Below are 17,318 nucleotides of genomic sequence, written 5' to 3'. Positions count from 1 at the left end.
GCGCAGCGATGCGTTGAGCTAACCGGTACTAATGAACCGTGAGGCTTAACCTTACAACGCCGAAGATGTTTTGGCGGATTGAGAAGACAACAATTTTCAGTTCAGATTCAGAGTCCGAAGGATTTTACGCTGAGACAAGGCGGCAAACGCAGCGACGGAAGGAGCATACAGAAGTATGTGACTGACGCTCGCAAGAGCAGCCAACGCCGTATCAGTGTAAAAGACACAGGACAGAGCACAAAGAATTTGCCTGGCGGCACTAGCGCGGTGGTCCCACCTGACCCCATGCCGAACTCAGAAGTGAAACGCCGTAGCGCCGATGGTAGTGTGGGGTCTCCCCATGCGAGAGTAGGGAACTGCCAGGCATCAAATTTAGTGTGCTGATATGGCTCAGTTGGTAGAGCGCACCCTTGGTAAGGGTGAGGTCCCCAGTTCGACTCTGGGTATCAGCACCACTTAATACGGTTAAAGTTCGGCATTTGAAAAAGAATTTGTCTGGCGGCAGTAGCGCGGTGGTCCCACCTGACCCCATGCCGAACTCAGAAGTGAAACGCCGTAGCGCCGATGGTAGTGTGGGGTCTCCCCATGCGAGAGTAGGGAACTGCCAGACATCAAATAAAACAAAAGGCTCAGTCGAAAGACTGGGCCTTTTGTTTTATCTGTTGTTTGTCGGTGGGCACTCTCCTGAGGAGGAGAAATCCGCCGGGAGCGGATTTGAACGTTGCGCAGCAACGGCCCGTAGGGTGGCGGGCAGGACGCCCGCCATAAACTGCCAGACATCAAATAAAGCAAAAGGCTCAATCGAAAGATTGGGCCTTTTTGCATTTATCTCTCTATGGAAAAAGTTATCGGGTAATGACGCCGACGCGTTTTAAACATCTTCGTAGAGTAGATAAAAACCGTTTTAGTCAACGTGATTTCCCACCATATATCCGCCTGAACCATAGAATGTGAACCGTGCTGAAGTGGATGTACAAACGGCTTTTACTTACGCCTCTAATAAGCAATAGAGATATTCGCTGAGGACTAAGAATCTGGCCCATTAGGCTATTTTATTTGCCAGTTTGGCCCTGGGACAGTGCTCAAAATCCTCATGTATTACGTGTATGCTCCGGTTTATATCCAGACTGTCTGTAATAATTACGCCTAATGACCACGCTCTAAGTCTTACTGTATAAAGCGTGTTTGTAATGCGGCTTACGATGCTATCAAGCTACAATTTTGTCTGCATCGGACAAGGAACAGAATAAATCCCATCGGGATGGGCGAGTAAGAAAAGAGAGCGTTTTACCGTGTTAACTTTCGGGGGACAGGCTGAATAGATTACGTCGCTGAGTATCCGTACGACCTTTATATTATTACTGAAAGCGCGGCATTGCCGCGCCTGCATGTATCATTTAGAAAGCGCAATGATACCCATCGTCAACCCTGCTACCGCCGCAGCGCCGCCAGCAATAGCGCCTGCTGTCTCCCAGTTATCCTGCGTTGTACCTTTCATACATGTATTGGTATGAACCAGCCGCCCTTGATCGTCATAAACCGGTACGCAGGGAGAATCATGTGCACAACCTGCCAATAAGGTGGTAAGCAATGCAACTGGAATTAGTCTTTTCATGGTGTTACCTCATTAATCAGCGTTTCGCGAAGTACAACAACGTAAATGCTGGCTCTAACCGCTGCGAAAACGAGAATTATTTTACCACCACAGAAAAAATGGCCGACATGAGGAATCATCTCAATTCATGTGAATTGTAAAAACTATGGAGAATGCAAAAGTAAGCGGAGAGGGAGGAATAGCGGAGATAAAGACGTACCGTTTAAAAAGGCGTCCGAAGACGCCTCTGTTTACCGGTTAATCATGATGGCGATTAAATCGGCGTTTTACAACAACGAAGAATACTGGCACGAAGAAGATAGCTAATAAGGTTGCGGTTAACATTCCCCCCATAACCCCTGTGCCTACTGCGTTCTGTGCCCCACTACCTGCGCCACGACTGATAACTAACGGCATTACCCCGAGAATAAAGGCCAGCGAGGTCATTAGAATAGGACGTAAACGCATACGGGATGCTTCCAGCGTCGCTTCAATCAATCCACGTCCTTCTTTTTCCATGAGATCTTTGGCGAACTCGACAATCAGGATGGCGTTTTTAGCAGAAAGGCCAATAGTGGTTAACAAGCCAACCTGGAAGTAAACGTCATTGTTCAGACCGCGCAATGACGCTGCAAGCAGAGCGCCAACCACGCCAAGCGGTACGACCAGCATTACCGAGAACGGAATTGACCAGCTTTCATACAGAGCGGCAAGGCAGAGGAAAACGACAATGAGTGAGATTGCGTACAGCGCCGGCGCCTGGTTACCTGACAACCGTTCCTGATACGACATACCTGTCCAGTCATAGCCAATACCGTTTGGCAGCTGTGAAGCCAGGTTTTCCATTAACGACATGGCTTCACCGGTACTTCGTCCGGGCGCTGCTTCACCGAGCAGTTCCATTGACGGCATCCCGTTATAGCGTTCCAGGCGTGGCGAACCATAAATCCACCGTGCTGAGCTAAAGGTAGAGAAGGGCACCATCTCGCCATTGGCGCTGCGTACATAAAGATTGTTGATATCTCCCGGCAGCATACGGAACTGAGCGTCAGCCTGAACGTATACTTTTTTCACTCGTCCGCGATCGATAAAGTCGTTAACGTAATAGCCGCCCAACGCCGCGGAGATGGTTTCGTTGATATCAGACAGCGAAACACCGAGCGCCTGCGCTTTTTCTTGATCGACATCCAGCTTGAACTGTGGCGTGTCTTCCAGCCCGTTCGGGCGTACGCGCACTAATAGATCAGGATGCTTCGCGACCATACCCAGGAGTTGATTACGCGCTTTCGTTAACGCATCGTGACCGAGCCCTCCCTGATCAATCAGTTCAAAGTCGAAACCTGTCGCGGTACCTAACTCGACAATTGCCGGCATGTTGAAGGGGAACACCAACCCGTCGCGAATCTGGCTGAAGGCGCGTGTCGCTCTGGCGATAACGGCTTCGACGCTATTTTCTTCACCGTTACGCTCTTCCCAGGGTTTAAGGCTAACAAATGCCATCCCTGAGTTTTGTCCCTGACCGCTAAAGCTAAAGCCGTTTACGGTAAACACGCTTTCGACGTTCGCTTTTTCATTATTCAGGTAGTAATGAGTGACTTGATCCAGCACTTTCTGCGTACGTTCTTGCGTAGCGCCAGAGGGGAGCTGAATCATGGTCAGGAATACTCCCTGATCTTCTTCCGGCAGGAAGGAGGTCGGGAGGCGTAAAAACAGAACCGCCATTCCGACTACAATAAGTAGATAGATAATGAGATAGCGACCCGTATTACGCACGATACCGCTTACGCTGTTAGTATAGTGGTTAACGCTGTGATCAAACCTGGTATTGAACCAGCCAAAGAAGCCGCTTTTTTTCTCGTGATGTTCAGCAGATACGGGTTTAAGCAGCGTAGCGCACAGTGCTGGCGTCAGAATCAACGCAACCAGAACGGATAGCGCCATTGCTGAAACAATAGTAATAGAGAACTGGCGATAAATTGCCCCGGTCGAGCCGCCAAAAAAGGCCATCGGGATAAATACCGCAGACAGTACCATCGCGATACCAACCAGCGCTCCCTGAATCTGCGACATGGATTTTTCCGTCGCCTCTCGGGGAGAAAGGTTATCCTCCATCATTACACGTTCAACGTTTTCTACGACCACTATCGCATCGTCAACCAACAGCCCTATCGCCAGTACCATACCAAACATCGTCAGAGTATTGATGGAATAGCCAAAGGCGGCGAGTACCGCAAAAGTGCCTAGCAACACGACAGGAACAGCGATGGTAGGAATCAGGGTTGCCCGGATATTCTGTAAGAACAGATACATTACCAGGAACACCAGAATAATCGCTTCAAACAGCGTTTTTACCACTTCGTGGATAGATATTTTTACGAAGGGCGTTGTGTCATAAGGATAAACCACCTTCATTCCCTGAGGGAAGAAAGGCTGCAGTTCCGCCAGTTTCGCTTTGATTGCGGTTGCGGTATCCAGCGCGTTAGCGCCGGTCGCCAGTTTAATACCGAGACCGGAGGCCGGTTTACCGTTAATGCGCGCTACAACGTTATAGTTTTCACCGCCAAGCTCAATACGCGCGACATCTTTGAGATGAACGACAGAGCCGTCGGTATTGACGCGCAACGTAACTTTGCCGAACTCTTCCGGATCTTTCAGACGCGTTTGGGCGATGATTGAGGCGTTAAGCTGCTGGCCCGGTAATGCTGGCGTGCCGCCCAGTTGGCCTGCCGCAATCTGGTCGTTCTGTACTTTTAACTGGTTGATGACGTCAACTGGCGTGAGCTGGTATTTATTTAGCAGATTCGCATCCAGCCAGATACGCATGGCGTACTGTGCGCCAAATAACTGAACGTCGCCCACACCATTCAGACGGCTGATAGAATCCTTAATGTTAGAGGCGACATAGTCAGAGATGTCGTCCTGGGTAGTGTTCGGATTATCTGAAACGAACCCGGCGACCATCAAAAAGCTGCTGCTGGACTTTTCAACGCTAATCCCCTGCTGCTGGACTTCTTGCGGCAGTAAAGGCGTGGCGAGCTGCAATTTATTTTGCACCTGAACCTGCGCGATATCCGGATCGGTTCCGGACTGGAAGGTCAGGGTGATGGTCACGCTACCAGCAGAGTCGCTGGTAGAGGACATATACATCAGGTTATCGATACCGTTCATATTTTGTTCGATAACCTGAGTAACCGTATCCTGTACCGTCTGCGCATCCGCGCCAGGATAGGTTGCAGAAATAGAAACCGCTGGCGGCGCAATGGTTGGATACTGCGCAACGGGAAGTTGCATTATTGCCAGTGCGCCAGCCATCATCAGGATAATGGCCAGAACCCAGGCGAAAATAGGACGTCTAATAAAAAAGTTTGCCATGTACGGTTACCTTATTGCGCCGTTTTCGCTGCAGGAGCATCGGTAGTGGCTTTCACCTGGACGCCCGGTCGCGCTTTTTGTAAGCCGCTGACGATGACCTTATCGCCCGGTTTTAACCCTTCGCTGATGAGCCATTTATCGCCAATAGCCTGCGCCGCCACGACATTGCGGGCTTCGACCTGGCTTTTATCGTTAACCACCATCACCATTGCGTCGCCGCGCGGCGTGCGGGTTACGCCCTGCTGGGGGACAAGGATGGCATTGGGCTGGACGCCTTCATCAATGCGTGCGCGAACAAACATACCGGGAAGCAGACTGTGTTGTGGGTTAGGGAAAACCGCCCTGAGCGTGATAGAGCCGGTGCTTTCATCTACGGTAACGTCGGAAAATTGCAGCGTGCCTTTAATCGGGTAGACCTGACCATTTTCCATTACCAGTTGAACCGTGCTACTGGCGCTGTCTTTATGCAGGTTACCTTGTTCGACGGATTGCTTGAGTCGCATAAAGTCGTTGCTTGATTGCGTCACGTCGACATAAATCGGGTCGAGTTGCTGCACGGTAGCCAGTTCAGTTGACTGACCATTAGTCACCAGCGCGCCTTCAGTCACATTAGATTTTCCTATACGCCCGCTGATGGGTGAGGTGACTTTGGTATACGCAAGGTTAATACGCGCGCTTTCAACAGCGGCTTTTGCCGCCACAACGGCGGCATCGGCCTGGCGGGCGTCGGCAATCGCCTGATCATATTCCTGTTGGCTGATATATTTTGTGCCGACCAGTGGAACATAGCGTTTGACCGTCAGGTGCGCGATAGCCGCAGCCGCTTCGCTTTTAGCAAGTTCGCCTTTAGCGCTGTCATAATCGGCCTGATAAGTGGCAGGATCGATCTGATAAAGCGACTGCCCGGCCTCTACATCGCTACCTTCGGTGAAGTTTCTTTTAAGCACGATCCCGCTCACCTGGGGGCGAACCTCCGCAATGCGAAATGCGGACGTACGTCCGGGAAGTTCGGTCGTTACGGCTAGCGGCGCTGTTTCGACCACATGGACGGTGACTTGCGGCTCGCCGGCATGAGCCTGGGTATCTCCCTGGTCATTACAACCGGCCAGCAGCGCAGCAGAGAATATGATGAATGAGGGCAGGAGTGAAAACCTGGCATGTTTCGTCATTACTGTTCCTTAAAAAACCGAAAGCTCGTTATTCACCGGATAACGGTAAGGCGTTAACGCGCGAAAAATAGAATAGCAGTGGGGTATCCTACAAATTATTAGCTTGTGATGTAAGCAATACTTATTTTGGGATGGGGTTCACGGCACATAAAAGCAAAAAAAAAGAACTATTCCCTGTCGTTTCATAATGTCCCGATTAGTAAAATCATGATGTTGAATAACATAAATAGAAATATATATTTTATATGAATATGTTTTATTAATTTATTTGTTTTTATTATTGATTTGGCGATATTGTGCGAAATAAAAATAGCTGTCTCTCGTCTGACTAAAAAGGACATGGTAAAGTTGTTTTTTGTGCTGAGTATTTTATCAGCGTATTTATCGTTTTTATGGTCCAGGATATCTTAATTATGGCGAAGAAAACGAAGGCGGATGCGCTTAAAACGCGGCAACACTTGATTGAAACCGCTATTGCGCAGTTCGCTTTGCGCGGCGTTGCCAACACGACGCTGAATGATATCGCTGATGCCGCTGATGTCACGCGGGGCGCCATCTACTGGCACTTTGAGAATAAAACGCAGTTGTTTAATGAGGTTTGGTTACAGCAACCACCTTTACGCGAACTTATTCAGGATAGGCTTACGGGATGCTGGAATGATAATCCTTTACAGGATCTACGAGAGAAATTTATTGCAGCCTTACAATATATTGCGGCAGTGCCTCGTCAGCAGGCATTAATGCAGATTTTATATCATAAATGTGAATTCCATAATGGTATGATATCGGAACAGGCCATTCGGGAGAAGATGGGTTTCCATCATCAGTCGCTGCTTGAAGTATTACAGCGATGTATGGATAAAAAGCTGATCTCAGGCAGTCTTGATCTGGATGTCATATTAATTATTCTGCATGGTAGTTTTAGCGGAATAGTAAAGAACTGGTTAATGAATCCCACAAGTTATGATCTTTATAAGCAGGCGCCTGCATTAGTCGATAATGTATTAAAAATGCTAAGCCCGGATGGCAGTGTGAGGCAATTAATGCCAAATGAACAACAGGCGGAAGAAGCCTGAGATTATTTTGAGTTGATATTATATATTTACCTTGTGAATGTATTGGCAGGGTCCCGAATATCGCGAGCAATTTCCTCTGCCGTACGCGGCTTGCCAAGCAGGAACCCCTGAAGCGTATGGCATCCTAACTGGGTCAAAAATTGTTGCTGCGTTTCATTTTCTACCCCTTCTGCCACAATTTGCAGATTTAACGCTTTCGCCAGCGCGACAATAGCCGCAACAATGGTCGCGCCGTCGCCTGCCTCGCTGAGTTCATGTACGAAAGCGCGATCAATTTTTAGTTCGCACGCCGGAAGACGTTTCAGATAGAGAAGGCTGGAATAACCGGTGCCAAAGTCGTCAATAGAGGCCTTAACCCCCATTTCCGTTAATCTGGTGAGTATAGCGACGCTTTGCTCTGGCTTGTTCATCGCCGTGGTTTCGGTGATTTCCAGAATCAATAAATCGGGACGGATACTGTGTCGGGCCAGGCTCCGCGTAATGGTGTCCACAAGCCCGGGCTGCTCAAATTGTAAGGCGGACAGATTTACCGCCACTGACCATAAGTCGTATCCCTGTAAGTGCCACTCGCGGAGCTGTCGACACGCCTCGTCTATCACCCAGCTACCGATAGTGACGATAAGACCCGTTTTTTCCGCCAGCGGTAAAAACTGGTCAGGATTCAGTACGCCTTGTTTTGGATGATACCAGCGCAACAGGGCCTCAAATCCTACAATGGGGCCGGCAGGGGCCTGAAATTTAGGCTGATACACCAGCCTGAGCTCTTGTCTTTCCAGCGCCAGCCACAGGTCATTCATTAGCTGAAGTTGGGTTTGCGCCAGCATATTCATTGATGGCTGAAAGAAATGGTATCCGTTACGCCCTGTATGCTTCGTGTGGTACATCGCGGCATCGGCGTTGAACATCAGTTCCCGTTCGTTTTTTCCGTCCAGCGGATAGAGCGCTATTCCCACGCTAAGGGTGACGACCAGTTCATACGGATCTATCGTAAAGGGCGCATCTATCGAATGTACCAGCGCGCTGGCAAGGGAAGCCGCTTCGTCAGGCGCGCTGACTTCTGCAAGCAGCACAAATTCGTCGCCGCCAATCCGCGCCAGGGTAAACTGCCCGCTCAGCGGTTGGTTCAGACGATGCGTGACCGCTACCAGTAGCTTATCGCCGATATCATGACCATAAGCGTCATTAACGGCTTTAAAGCCATCCAGATCCATAAACAGTAGCGCGAAAGACGTGCCTTCCCGATTCGCTTTGCTGATGGCCTGTTCCAGACGATCCTCAAGAAGTACCCGGTTTGGTAAACGGGTGAGCGTATCATGCAGCGCCAACTGCGCCAGTTCCTGGTTCGCCTGCGCCAGCGAAGAGGCAAGTAGTGCGGTGCGGGCCTGAAGCCGGGCGTCAAATAAAGAAACCAGCAGAGTAATGCCCAGGATAGTCAGCGCGACCACGCTGACAAGAACAGCCAGCCAGTTGCTATCGACGCCACGATGCTCCATCGGCCAGTTTTGGGGAAAGTGTGCGGCCTTCATGCCGGCGTAATGCATGCCGGCGATAGCTATCCCCATTAATACCGCGGCGCCTGCTCGCCTCAGGGCGACATCTGTTCCCTCATGACGCAGGCGGAACGTGAGCCACAGCGCGCCGCAGGACGCCAGTAGCGCGATAATGATAGAGAGGGCAACCCACGCGCTATTCCAGACGATAATGGAAGCAAATTGCAGCGCCGCCATCCCGGTATAATGCATTGCGCTGATGCCCAGTCCCATCACCAGCGCGCCCGGTAGTAAACGGCGCAGGCGCAGTTTTTCAGCGCTAACCAGCCATAGCGCAAACAGGGAGGAGCCGATCGCGATCAGCATGGAGAGGCCGGTGAGGAACGGATCGAAGCGCATGTTCATCGCGTGATCCATCGCCAGCATCCCGACAAAATGCATCGCCCAAATACCGACGCCCAGCGCGAAGCCGCCGCCCATTAGCCATATTCTGGCGTTTGATCGGGCGCTTCCGGCTACGCGTCCGGCCATATTTAATGCGGTATAGGACGCAAAAATAGCGACAGCAAATGAAACCGCCACAAGGATGTGGTTGTACTCACTAACCGGCATGTATCATTAGCTCATTGGTTATGCAGGAAAAGAACAGGACGAGACAGTATCACCCCTTCTTTTATCCTCAACGTGTTTTAATTCCCTGTTTTTATAAGGGATAAAAGAAATCCGGGTGATAAATAATCATAGGTTAAATCGCCCGGTTCGCTACTCCAGATCGGTACAATTGATCAATTTAAGAGGGTTAACCGAGTCCATGTTTCGGCACTTATCCTGTTCAGTCGCCATCAATTCGATCCATTGCATCAAAAGCGCATCAAAAAGAAAAACGGAGACGGCAAAAACAACCAGCCACCAATACTTACGTATCATCGTCAAATCCTGTGTATTCATGCCCATGCGTGCTGGGAATATACATGAAATTTTGACGCTGAAAAGCGGACTTACAATGCTTTTACTTCTCTGAAGATAGCGCGTTTATCCCGACATTTCGCTGCTTTTTGGACAGGTTTTGTGTTTTTCTCTTTTTGACTTTTGCAAGTTCATTTTCTGAATAATGCGAAGTGACGCTCAATCTTCTGAGCCCCATTTTTACGTACTCATTATTGAGTTCAATACCGATAAACTTACGACCTGACGCCGCTGCGACAGCGCCTGTGGTGAAACTGCCTGCGAAAGGGTCCAATACGGTATCGCTCGGGTTAGAAGAGGCCAGTATGATCCGTTTTAACAGCGCGCTGGGTTTTTGCGTAGGATGGTTTTCATATTCATCCATCAGATAACGTACGCGAGGAAATGACCAGACGTTGCCCGGCACTTTTTTCTGATTGTATGGTTGGGGCGGGTTTTTTCGATAATCGATTAGCGCGCGCTTAGCGCCCGTAGTGGTTTCGACCAGAATCGCGTCACGATTAAAGGTATAGCTTTTCGGGTTCTTTACCATCATCAGGATCGGTTCATACATAGAACCAAAGTATTTTTTCGCCTGCACCCCGGAACTATCATAGGACCAGACGATACGGCTTTTGATGGTAAAAAGCGTTCGGCATTTGAGATCGATATACGGCATATTTTCTGTGCTATTCATGATGTACATGGTGCCGTGTTTCTTCAGTACGCGGTGGCACTCATCAATGCATTCATACAGCCAGGCCAGAAAAGACGCTTCGTCCCAGGATTCCACCATACCGTCGAAATCTTTTCCGATATTGTAAGGCGGATCGGCAAAAATTAAGTCAATGCTTTCAGAAGGCAGTTTTTTAAGTTCTGTTAGCGCGTCACCGTGAATAATCTTCTTCGATTCATCGCCAAAGTACTGAGGTTCACATTCCGCTTTCATGACCAAATTCCATGTGATGCGTATAAAAAAGGCGCTTCCCCATGCCGAGTAGCGCCTTTTTAAACAAGCAGTTAGCTAATCGAAATTAGTTCATGCCGTATTTTTTTAATTTTTTACGCAGCGTACCACGGTTGATGCCCATCATCAGAGCAGCACGGGTCTGGTTACCGCGGGTGTATTGCATCACCATGTCCAACAGGGGCTGTTCTACTTCAGCCAGTACCAGCTCATACAGGTCATTAACGTCCTGACCATTCAGTTGAGCAAAATAGTTCTTCAGTGCCTGTTTAACCGAGTCACGCAGGGGTTTTTGGGTTACCTGATCCTGAGAGTTAACGGTAGAAACGGTCAGTACGTCAGAATTTACGCGTTGTTCGAACATAGTTCTGTCAGCTCTTTATTTCTGTTTACGCAAAATTTTCGAAGTATGCCTCCAACGCCTCCAGCTGTTCGCTGGCGTCCTCAATAGCGTTGAATGTGCGCCGAAACTGGTCGTCTGGAGCGTGCTCCTGGAGATACCAGGAGACGTGTTTACGCGCGATTCGGTACCCTTTTGCCTGACCGTAAAAGTCATGCAGTTCCCGAACATGCGTGCAAAGCAAGCGCTTTACCTCTGCCAGCGGCAGCGGCGGAAGCAGCTCCCCAGTGTCCAGATAATGCTGGATTTCCCGAAAGATCCAGGGTCTTCCCTGAGCTGCGCGGCCTATCATCAGGGCATCCGCCCCTGTATAGTCGAGAACAGCTCTGGCTTTATGCGGGTTAGTAATGTCGCCATTCGCGATAATCGGAATGGAAACTTTCTGCTTAACTGCCCGAATACTGTCGTATTCAGCTTCTCCGTTGAACAAACAGGCGCGGGTGCGGCCATGGATGGTCAGAGCCTGAATACCACAATCTTCAGCCAGTTGGGCAATCTCTACGCAGTTACGGTGTTCCGGCGCCCAGCCGGTGCGAATCTTGAGAGTCACAGGAACGTCCACTGCGTTTACGACCCCGATGAGTATAGACTTCACTAAATCCGGGTACTGCAAGAGGGCTGAACCTGCCAGCTTACGATTCACTTTCTTCGCCGGGCACCCCATATTGATATCAATAATCTGGGCGCCGCTTTCCACGTTAATACGTGCGGCATCGGCCATCTCAACAGGGTCGCTACCGGCAATTTGCACCGTGCGAATTCCTGGCTCATCAACGTGCACCATCCGTAAACGAGATTTATCGCTTTCCCACACTTGCGGGTTAGAAGACATCATCTCGGATACTGTCAATCCTGCTCCCATCTCATAGCACAGCGTCCGGAAAGGTCTGTCAGTAATGCCAGCCATGGGCGCTGCGATCAGGCGATTTCTGAGCTGATATTGTCCGATGCGCATGAGTTAAGAAATGACCATACTGTGACTGCAAGGCGGCGTATATTACGCATTTTTTGCACGAGATGAAAGGCCAAACTTTGAACAATCCACTGTTGTAGATCAATGAATCGTGCTTAAAAACAGCAAAATAAATTTATAATTCAGTAAAATCATAGGGTTATTTATTGTCGACGGTTTTGTACGCGCTTACAAATTCCCGTAACTTCTCTCTATTTCTTCGTCCAGAAACAAGATAAGCGGAATAATCTGCTTTTTTTATAAGCTAATTACCCCAAATGAATGGGATCGCCGTCTCGTTTCAGGACAAGATCACTTCCCGCTGCGCGTGACTTTTCTCCATTGCCAGTCGGAAGGGGGCGCACAGATGCGCTTTTGTGTTCATGAATGGCACGGATAAATTTTTCCAGCTGCGTTGAAGAGAGGGTTAGCGGATGCTGCAGAACAACCCGGACAGCATTTACTAAGCACGAGGACGATGGCTGCGACCCGTTAAAACGCCAGTACCTTTTGTCCGCTGGTAGCAGCTGTTTATCCAGACGGATAGTGACAAAGAAGTTATTTCAGGCATTCATTTGATGAATTTAATGATGTCTCGGTGACAGAAAGGTGTTAAGGCAGTTGTGTGGAGAAAAGCGTGGCCGGGCGACCACGCTGACAAGAATTATTTTTTACGGCCAGTAATGCGGCACCATTCTTCTTTTTCGACGACCGGGTCGAGAGTGAAAAGCTCGGCGTAAGCATCGCAGACGCTTTCCGCCTGGCTGGCGAGAATACCTGAAAGCCCCAGCAGACCGCCCTCAACGGGCAGTACGCTGATTAACGGGGCCAGTTCGCGTAATGGGCCTGCCAGGATGTTAGCGACGACCACGTCGGCTTTCATGGCTTCTGGCTGGTCTTTCGGCAGGTACAGCTCCAGCCGGTCAGACACGCCGTTGCGTTCGGCATTATCGCGACTGGCCTGAATAGCTTGTGGATCGATATCAATACCAATCGCCTTTGCCGCTCCCAGTTTCAGCGCGGCAATCGCCAGAATGCCTGAACCGCAGCCAAAGTCGATCACGGTTTTGCCGTTGAGATCGAGCCCGTCCAGCCATTGCAGACATAAAGAGGTGGTGGGGTGCGTACCCGTACCGAACGCCAGTCCCGGGTCGAGCATCACGTTGACGGCATTCTCGTCCGGAATGTCGCGCCAGCTGGGACAAATCCACAGACGCTCGCCAAAACGCATCGGATGGAAATTATCCATCCATTCGCGTTCCCAGTCTTTATCTTCCAGTTGTTCGATTTTATGGGCAAATCCGGCACCCAGCAGCGGATGTTGCTCCAGAATAGCGACAACGTCTTTCATGTCGGTTTCGGCGTCGAACAGACCGATCACATCGGTATCGCCCCACAGACGGGTTTCGCCCGGCAATGGCTCAAAAACCGGCGTATCGTGCGTATCCTGAAAGGTAATGGAAACGGCGCCCGCTTCCATCAGCGCATCACTCAGCTCTTCAGCATTCGCGCCGGTGGTATTCAGTTTCAATTGGATCCATGGCATGGCAAAACTCTTTATTTATCAGTAGACAATACGGTGGCTTGCGAAGCGGAAGAGCCGAATCGGTTTCCGATCAGAAAAGCCAATAAACTTAACAGTAACGCGGGCACAATCGGATGAAAGCCCAGGTACTGAATATTAAATGTGGCAAGCAGGGCATATAGCACGCCGCCCACGATCATGGCGCTTAATGCGCCTGCCGCGTTTGCCCGCTCCCAGTAAAGGCCCAGTACCAGCGGCCATAAGAACACCGCTTCCAGGCCGCCAAACGCCAGCAGGTTGAGCCAAATGATCATCTCTGGCGGTTTCCATGCTGCCAGCAGCAACAGCGCGCCTAGCAGTAATGTAATCGCTGCCGACATACGCTTCAGCCGGATCTCATTTTGCATCTGATCGGGGCGCAGGTTGAGATAGAGATCTTTAATGATCGTCGCGGAACTTTGCAGCAGTTGGGCATTAATTGTTGACATGATCGCCGCCATTGGCGCAGCGAGGAAGATCCCGGCGGCAAACGGCGGCAAAACTTTCACCATTAGCGTTGGGATCACTAGATCCGGCACCGTCAGATCCGGAAGCACCGCGCGACCCAGCGCGCCGGCAAGGTGCATCCCGAACATTAAAATCGCCACGACAATCGTACCGATAATAATGCCCCGGTGTACCGCTTTACTGTCTTTATAGGAGATGCAGCGCACCGCCGTATGCGGCAGGCCAATCACACCAAAACAGACCAGTACCCAAAAAGAGGTCATAAAGGCGGGAGAAAGTATGTCATCGGCGCCCTGCGGCGTTACCAGTTTGGGGTCGAGAGCGTGCAGCGTGTCAACGGCCTGACTTAGACCGCCCGCCGCATGGATCACGCCCACCAGCAGCACTATCGTGCCGACCAGCATCACCAGGCCCTGTAGCGTATCGTTAAGTACGCTGGCGCGAAAGCCGCCAAACGCCGTATAGAGTGCGATACTGACGCCAAATATTAGCAGGCCGGTTTCGTAGGGAATTCCCGCCGCGGTCTCCAGCAGTCGCGCGCCGCCGATAAATTGTACGGTCATTGCGCCAATAAACGCGACCAATAAACTCAGGCTTGCCAACCACACCAGCAGGCGGCTTTGGTAACGAGCGAATAACATATCGTTAAGCGTGACGGCATTATAGCGACGCGCCAGGATAGCGAATTTTTTACCCAGAATACCCAGTGAAAGCCAGACGGCGGGAAGCTGGATCATCGCCAGCAAGACCCAGCCCAGACCGTATTTATAAGCCGCGCCGGGACCGCCGATAAATGAACTGGCGCTAATATAGGTGGCGGTAAGCGTCATCGCGAGCACGATCCCGCCCATCGAACGGCTGCCAAGAAAATATTCGTTTAAAAAAGTGCCGGCGGTACGCTTGCGCATAGCGTAAATCGAGACCCCGAAGACCACGATCAGATAGGCTACCAGCGGTAGAATGACCTCAAGCTGCATCGTCATCCTCCAGCGGAATGTCGCGATAAATGAATTTCACCATCGCCCAGCACAGCAAAATAAAGACCAGCGGCGTCAATAAGCAGGCCATCTCGAACCAGTGCGGCAGACCGGTAATTCCCGGAGAGTCTCCAGGTAAGTAAGCAGCCACTAACCATGCCGCCAGATAGCAAAGGGTCAGCCACAGCGCCCAGCGCGCCTCTTTATGGGCCTGAACAAAACGAGCGTCCATTTTTTGTCCCTTATGGGTGAAGAAAGCGGGAATTGTACATGATGGGGCATCGCTATCCCCAGAAATAAAAAAGGCCGGATTCACCGGCCTTTTGAGATTAACGTGCGATTACTTTTCCTGAAGACCGAGTTTTTTCTCCAGATAGTGGATGTTGGTTCCACCGTGCTGGAAGTGCTCGTCATTCATGATGCGGGTCTGCAGATCGATATTGGTTTTGATACCATCGATAATCAGTTCCTGCAGGGCATTTTTCATACGGGCAATCGCCACGTCGCGGTTTTCACCGTAGCAGATGAGTTTGCCGATCATGGAATCATAGTACGGCGGCACCGTGTAGCCCGCGTAGATATGAGATTCCCAGCGAACGCCAAAGCCGCCAGGCGCATGGAAGCGCGTGATTTTGCCTGGGCTTGGCAGGAAGGTGTTCGGATCTTCGGCATTGATACGGCATTCTACCGCATGGCCTCGAACGACAACTTCGTCCTGTGTGATCGACAGCGGCTGACCCGCCGCGATGCGCAACTGCTCTTTGATCAAATCGACGCCGGTAATCATTTCAGTCACCGGGTGTTCAACCTGAATACGGGTGTTCATTTCGATGAAATAGAACTCGCCGTTTTCGAACAGGAATTCGAACGTCCCTGCGCCGCGATAGCCGATGTCTACGCACGCTTTCGCGCAGCGTTCGCCGATATAGCGACGCAGTTCCGGCGTAATGCCTGGCGCCGGGGCTTCTTCAACCACTTTCTGGTGGCGACGCTGCATGGAACAGTCGCGTTCCGCCAGATAGATAGCGTTGCCCTGGCCGTCCGCCAGCACCTGAATTTCGATGTGGCGTGGATTTTCCAGGTATTTTTCCATGTATACCATGTCGTTGCTGAAAGCCGCTTTCGCTTCCGCTTTGGTCATGGAGATGGACTGCGCCAGTTCAGCATCGCTACGAACCACGCGCATACCGCGGCCGCCGCCGCCGCCGGACGCTTTGATGATCACCGGATAGCCAATACGTTTGGCATGAGCGCGGTTCGCATTCATATCGTCGCCCAGCGGGCCGTCAGATCCTGGTACGGTCGGCACGCCCGCTTTTTTCATCGCGGTAATCGCGGACACTTTATCGCCCATCAGGCGGATGGTGTCTGCTTTCGGGCCGATAAAGATAAAGCCGGAGCGTTCAACCTGCTCGGCAAAATTGGCGTTCTCAGAAAGGAAGCCGTAACCCGGGTGGATTGCCACCGCGCCGGTGATTTCAGCGGCGCTAATGATAGCCGGGATGTTCAGATAACTTTTTACGGACGGTGCCGGACCAATACAGACCGTCTCATCCGCCAGCAATACGTGTTTTAAATCGCGATCCGCGCTTGAGTGCACAGCGACGGTCTTGATGCCGAGTTCTTTACAGGCTCGAAGAATACGTAGTGCGATCTCGCCGCGGTTGGCGATGACAATTTTATCCAACATGTTCGCCTCGTTACTCGATGACGACCAGTGGCTCGTCAAATTCTACCGGTTGACCACTTTCGACCAGAATCGCTTTCACAGTACCTGCTTTGTCAGCTTCGATCTGGTTCATCATTTTCATGGCTTCAACGATGCACAGGGTATCGCCCACGTTCACTTTCTGGCCCACTTCGATGAACGCTTTCGCGTCCGGGCTTGGGGTGCGGTAGAAAGTACCAACCATTGGGGAGCGTACGATGTGACCACTGATTTCCGCTGCGGCAGGCGCTTCCATTGCTGGAGTAGCCGCTGGCGCGACAGCGTTAGACAGAGCGGGTTGCTGCATCATCGGCGCCGCATAAGCCTGCTGCATCACCGGAAAACCGGCGTTTGCCGTTGTGCGGCTGATGCGAACAGATTCTTCGCCTTCAGAAATTTCCAGTTCGGAGATACCTGATTCTTCAACCAGCTCGATCAGTTTTTTAATCTTACGAATATCCATGAGTGGGTTCCGTACTCTTTGTTTAGTGTGATTGTGACAGGCGTTTTAGCGCCGTCTGTAAAGCATGTGAATGACTGCCGCGGGTAAAATACCGCGCATCTTTGATTTGCCTGTTATGCCGTAGCACCCGAAGGTGAAATTCATGATTTGCCAGTCATTGTGTGGCTATCTTC

The 17,318-nt window shown here is 50.8% G+C and carries 15 protein-coding genes, 1 tRNA gene and 2 rRNA genes; 4 read left to right on the top strand and 14 right to left on the bottom strand.

The window, feature by feature from the left end; all coding sequences use genetic code 11:
• The first annotated feature begins 249 nt into the window (after nucleotides 1-249).
• The 3 genes from rrf (ACLJQJ_RS13740) to rrf (ACLJQJ_RS13730) all read left to right on the top strand — a co-directional run bounded on the left by rrf (ACLJQJ_RS13740) (nucleotide 250) and on the right by rrf (ACLJQJ_RS13730) (nucleotide 610).
• Nucleotides 250-365, top strand: a 5S ribosomal RNA gene (gene rrf / locus ACLJQJ_RS13740).
• Between the two features lie 14 nt (nucleotides 366-379).
• Nucleotides 380-455: transfer RNA gene (locus ACLJQJ_RS13735), tRNA-Thr, on the top strand.
• Between the two features lie 39 nt (nucleotides 456-494).
• Nucleotides 495-610 (top strand): 5S ribosomal RNA (gene rrf, locus ACLJQJ_RS13730).
• 783 nt (nucleotides 611-1,393) lie between these two features.
• Here rrf (ACLJQJ_RS13730) and ACLJQJ_RS13725 read toward each other — a convergent pair.
• From ACLJQJ_RS13725 to ACLJQJ_RS13715, 3 genes are all read right to left on the bottom strand, one after another.
• On the bottom strand, nucleotides 1,394-1,615 hold the full coding sequence (locus ACLJQJ_RS13725) for a membrane protein (RefSeq protein WP_000825645.1): 222 nt from the start codon (nucleotides 1,613-1,615) through the stop codon (nucleotides 1,394-1,396).
• Between the two features lie 237 nt (nucleotides 1,616-1,852).
• Nucleotides 1,853-4,966 (bottom strand): efflux RND transporter permease subunit, encoded by a 3,114-nt coding sequence (locus tag ACLJQJ_RS13720; RefSeq protein ID WP_001273283.1) that lies wholly within the window; start codon nucleotides 4,964-4,966, stop codon nucleotides 1,853-1,855.
• Nucleotides 4,967-4,977: 11 nt separating this feature from the next.
• Nucleotides 4,978-6,135, bottom strand: coding sequence for an efflux RND transporter periplasmic adaptor subunit (locus ACLJQJ_RS13715; RefSeq protein WP_000160383.1), 1,158 nt, complete (start codon nucleotides 6,133-6,135; stop codon nucleotides 4,978-4,980).
• A gap of 413 nt (nucleotides 6,136-6,548) precedes the next feature.
• On the opposite strand from ACLJQJ_RS13715, the gene envR reads away from it, so the two are divergent.
• On the top strand, nucleotides 6,549-7,211 hold the full coding sequence (envR, locus tag ACLJQJ_RS13710) for an acrEF/envCD operon transcriptional regulator (RefSeq protein ID WP_001085725.1): 663 nt from the start codon (nucleotides 6,549-6,551) through the stop codon (nucleotides 7,209-7,211).
• A gap of 26 nt (nucleotides 7,212-7,237) precedes the next feature.
• Here the strand turns inward: envR and ACLJQJ_RS13705 are convergent, their stop codons facing one another.
• The 11 genes from ACLJQJ_RS13705 to accB all read right to left on the bottom strand — a co-directional run bounded on the left by ACLJQJ_RS13705 (nucleotide 7,238) and on the right by accB (nucleotide 17,145).
• Complete coding sequence (locus ACLJQJ_RS13705; protein WP_063808952.1) at nucleotides 7,238-9,313, bottom strand: putative bifunctional diguanylate cyclase/phosphodiesterase; 2,076 nt, start codon at nucleotides 9,311-9,313, stop codon at nucleotides 7,238-7,240.
• Nucleotides 9,314-9,463: 150 nt separating this feature from the next.
• Nucleotides 9,464-9,628 (bottom strand): DUF2556 family protein, encoded by a 165-nt coding sequence (locus ACLJQJ_RS13700; protein WP_000620015.1) that lies wholly within the window; start codon nucleotides 9,626-9,628, stop codon nucleotides 9,464-9,466.
• Between the two features lie 82 nt (nucleotides 9,629-9,710).
• Nucleotides 9,711-10,595: an adenine-specific DNA-methyltransferase gene (gene yhdJ, locus ACLJQJ_RS13695; RefSeq protein ID WP_000642611.1), complete on the bottom strand. Its 885-nt coding sequence runs from the start codon at nucleotides 10,593-10,595 to the stop codon at nucleotides 9,711-9,713.
• An 85-nt stretch (nucleotides 10,596-10,680) separates the two neighbouring features.
• Nucleotides 10,681-10,977: a DNA-binding transcriptional regulator Fis gene (fis, locus tag ACLJQJ_RS13690; protein WP_000462905.1), complete on the bottom strand. Its 297-nt coding sequence runs from the start codon at nucleotides 10,975-10,977 to the stop codon at nucleotides 10,681-10,683.
• A gap of 25 nt (nucleotides 10,978-11,002) precedes the next feature.
• Nucleotides 11,003-11,968, bottom strand: coding sequence for a tRNA dihydrouridine synthase DusB (gene dusB / locus ACLJQJ_RS13685; RefSeq protein WP_001219664.1), 966 nt, complete (start codon nucleotides 11,966-11,968; stop codon nucleotides 11,003-11,005).
• 266 nt (nucleotides 11,969-12,234) lie between these two features.
• Complete coding sequence (locus ACLJQJ_RS13680) at nucleotides 12,235-12,492, bottom strand: carbonic anhydrase family protein (protein ID WP_223201883.1); 258 nt, start codon at nucleotides 12,490-12,492, stop codon at nucleotides 12,235-12,237.
• 137 nt (nucleotides 12,493-12,629) lie between these two features.
• Complete coding sequence (prmA, locus tag ACLJQJ_RS13675; RefSeq protein ID WP_001145849.1) at nucleotides 12,630-13,511, bottom strand: 50S ribosomal protein L11 methyltransferase; 882 nt, start codon at nucleotides 13,509-13,511, stop codon at nucleotides 12,630-12,632.
• An 11-nt stretch (nucleotides 13,512-13,522) separates the two neighbouring features.
• On the bottom strand, nucleotides 13,523-14,974 hold the full coding sequence (gene panF / locus ACLJQJ_RS13670; protein ID WP_001175682.1) for a sodium/pantothenate symporter: 1,452 nt from the start codon (nucleotides 14,972-14,974) through the stop codon (nucleotides 13,523-13,525).
• Nucleotides 14,964-15,206 carry a YhdT family protein gene (locus ACLJQJ_RS13665; protein WP_000340016.1) on the bottom strand — a complete coding sequence of 81 codons (243 nt, stop codon included), beginning with the start codon at nucleotides 15,204-15,206 and terminating at the stop codon, nucleotides 14,964-14,966. Before ACLJQJ_RS13665 ends, panF begins: the two co-directional genes overlap by 11 nt.
• A 108-nt stretch (nucleotides 15,207-15,314) precedes the next feature.
• The gene (gene accC / locus ACLJQJ_RS13660; protein ID WP_000884627.1) at nucleotides 15,315-16,664 is read right to left on the bottom strand and encodes an acetyl-CoA carboxylase biotin carboxylase subunit; all 1,350 of its coding nucleotides are present in this window, start codon (nucleotides 16,662-16,664) and stop codon (nucleotides 15,315-15,317) included.
• Nucleotides 16,665-16,674: 10 nt separating this feature from the next.
• On the bottom strand, nucleotides 16,675-17,145 hold the full coding sequence (accB, locus tag ACLJQJ_RS13655) for an acetyl-CoA carboxylase biotin carboxyl carrier protein (protein WP_000354626.1): 471 nt from the start codon (nucleotides 17,143-17,145) through the stop codon (nucleotides 16,675-16,677).
• Between the last annotated feature and the right edge of the window lie 173 nt (nucleotides 17,146-17,318).

Origin of the sequence: Salmonella sp. SAL04202 (assembly GCF_046550775.1) — a bacterium.
Taxonomy (GTDB): domain Bacteria; phylum Pseudomonadota; class Gammaproteobacteria; order Enterobacterales; family Enterobacteriaceae; genus Salmonella; species Salmonella enterica.
Note: the sequence above shows the minus strand (reverse complement) of the source record. Positions and strands in the feature narration are given on the sequence as shown.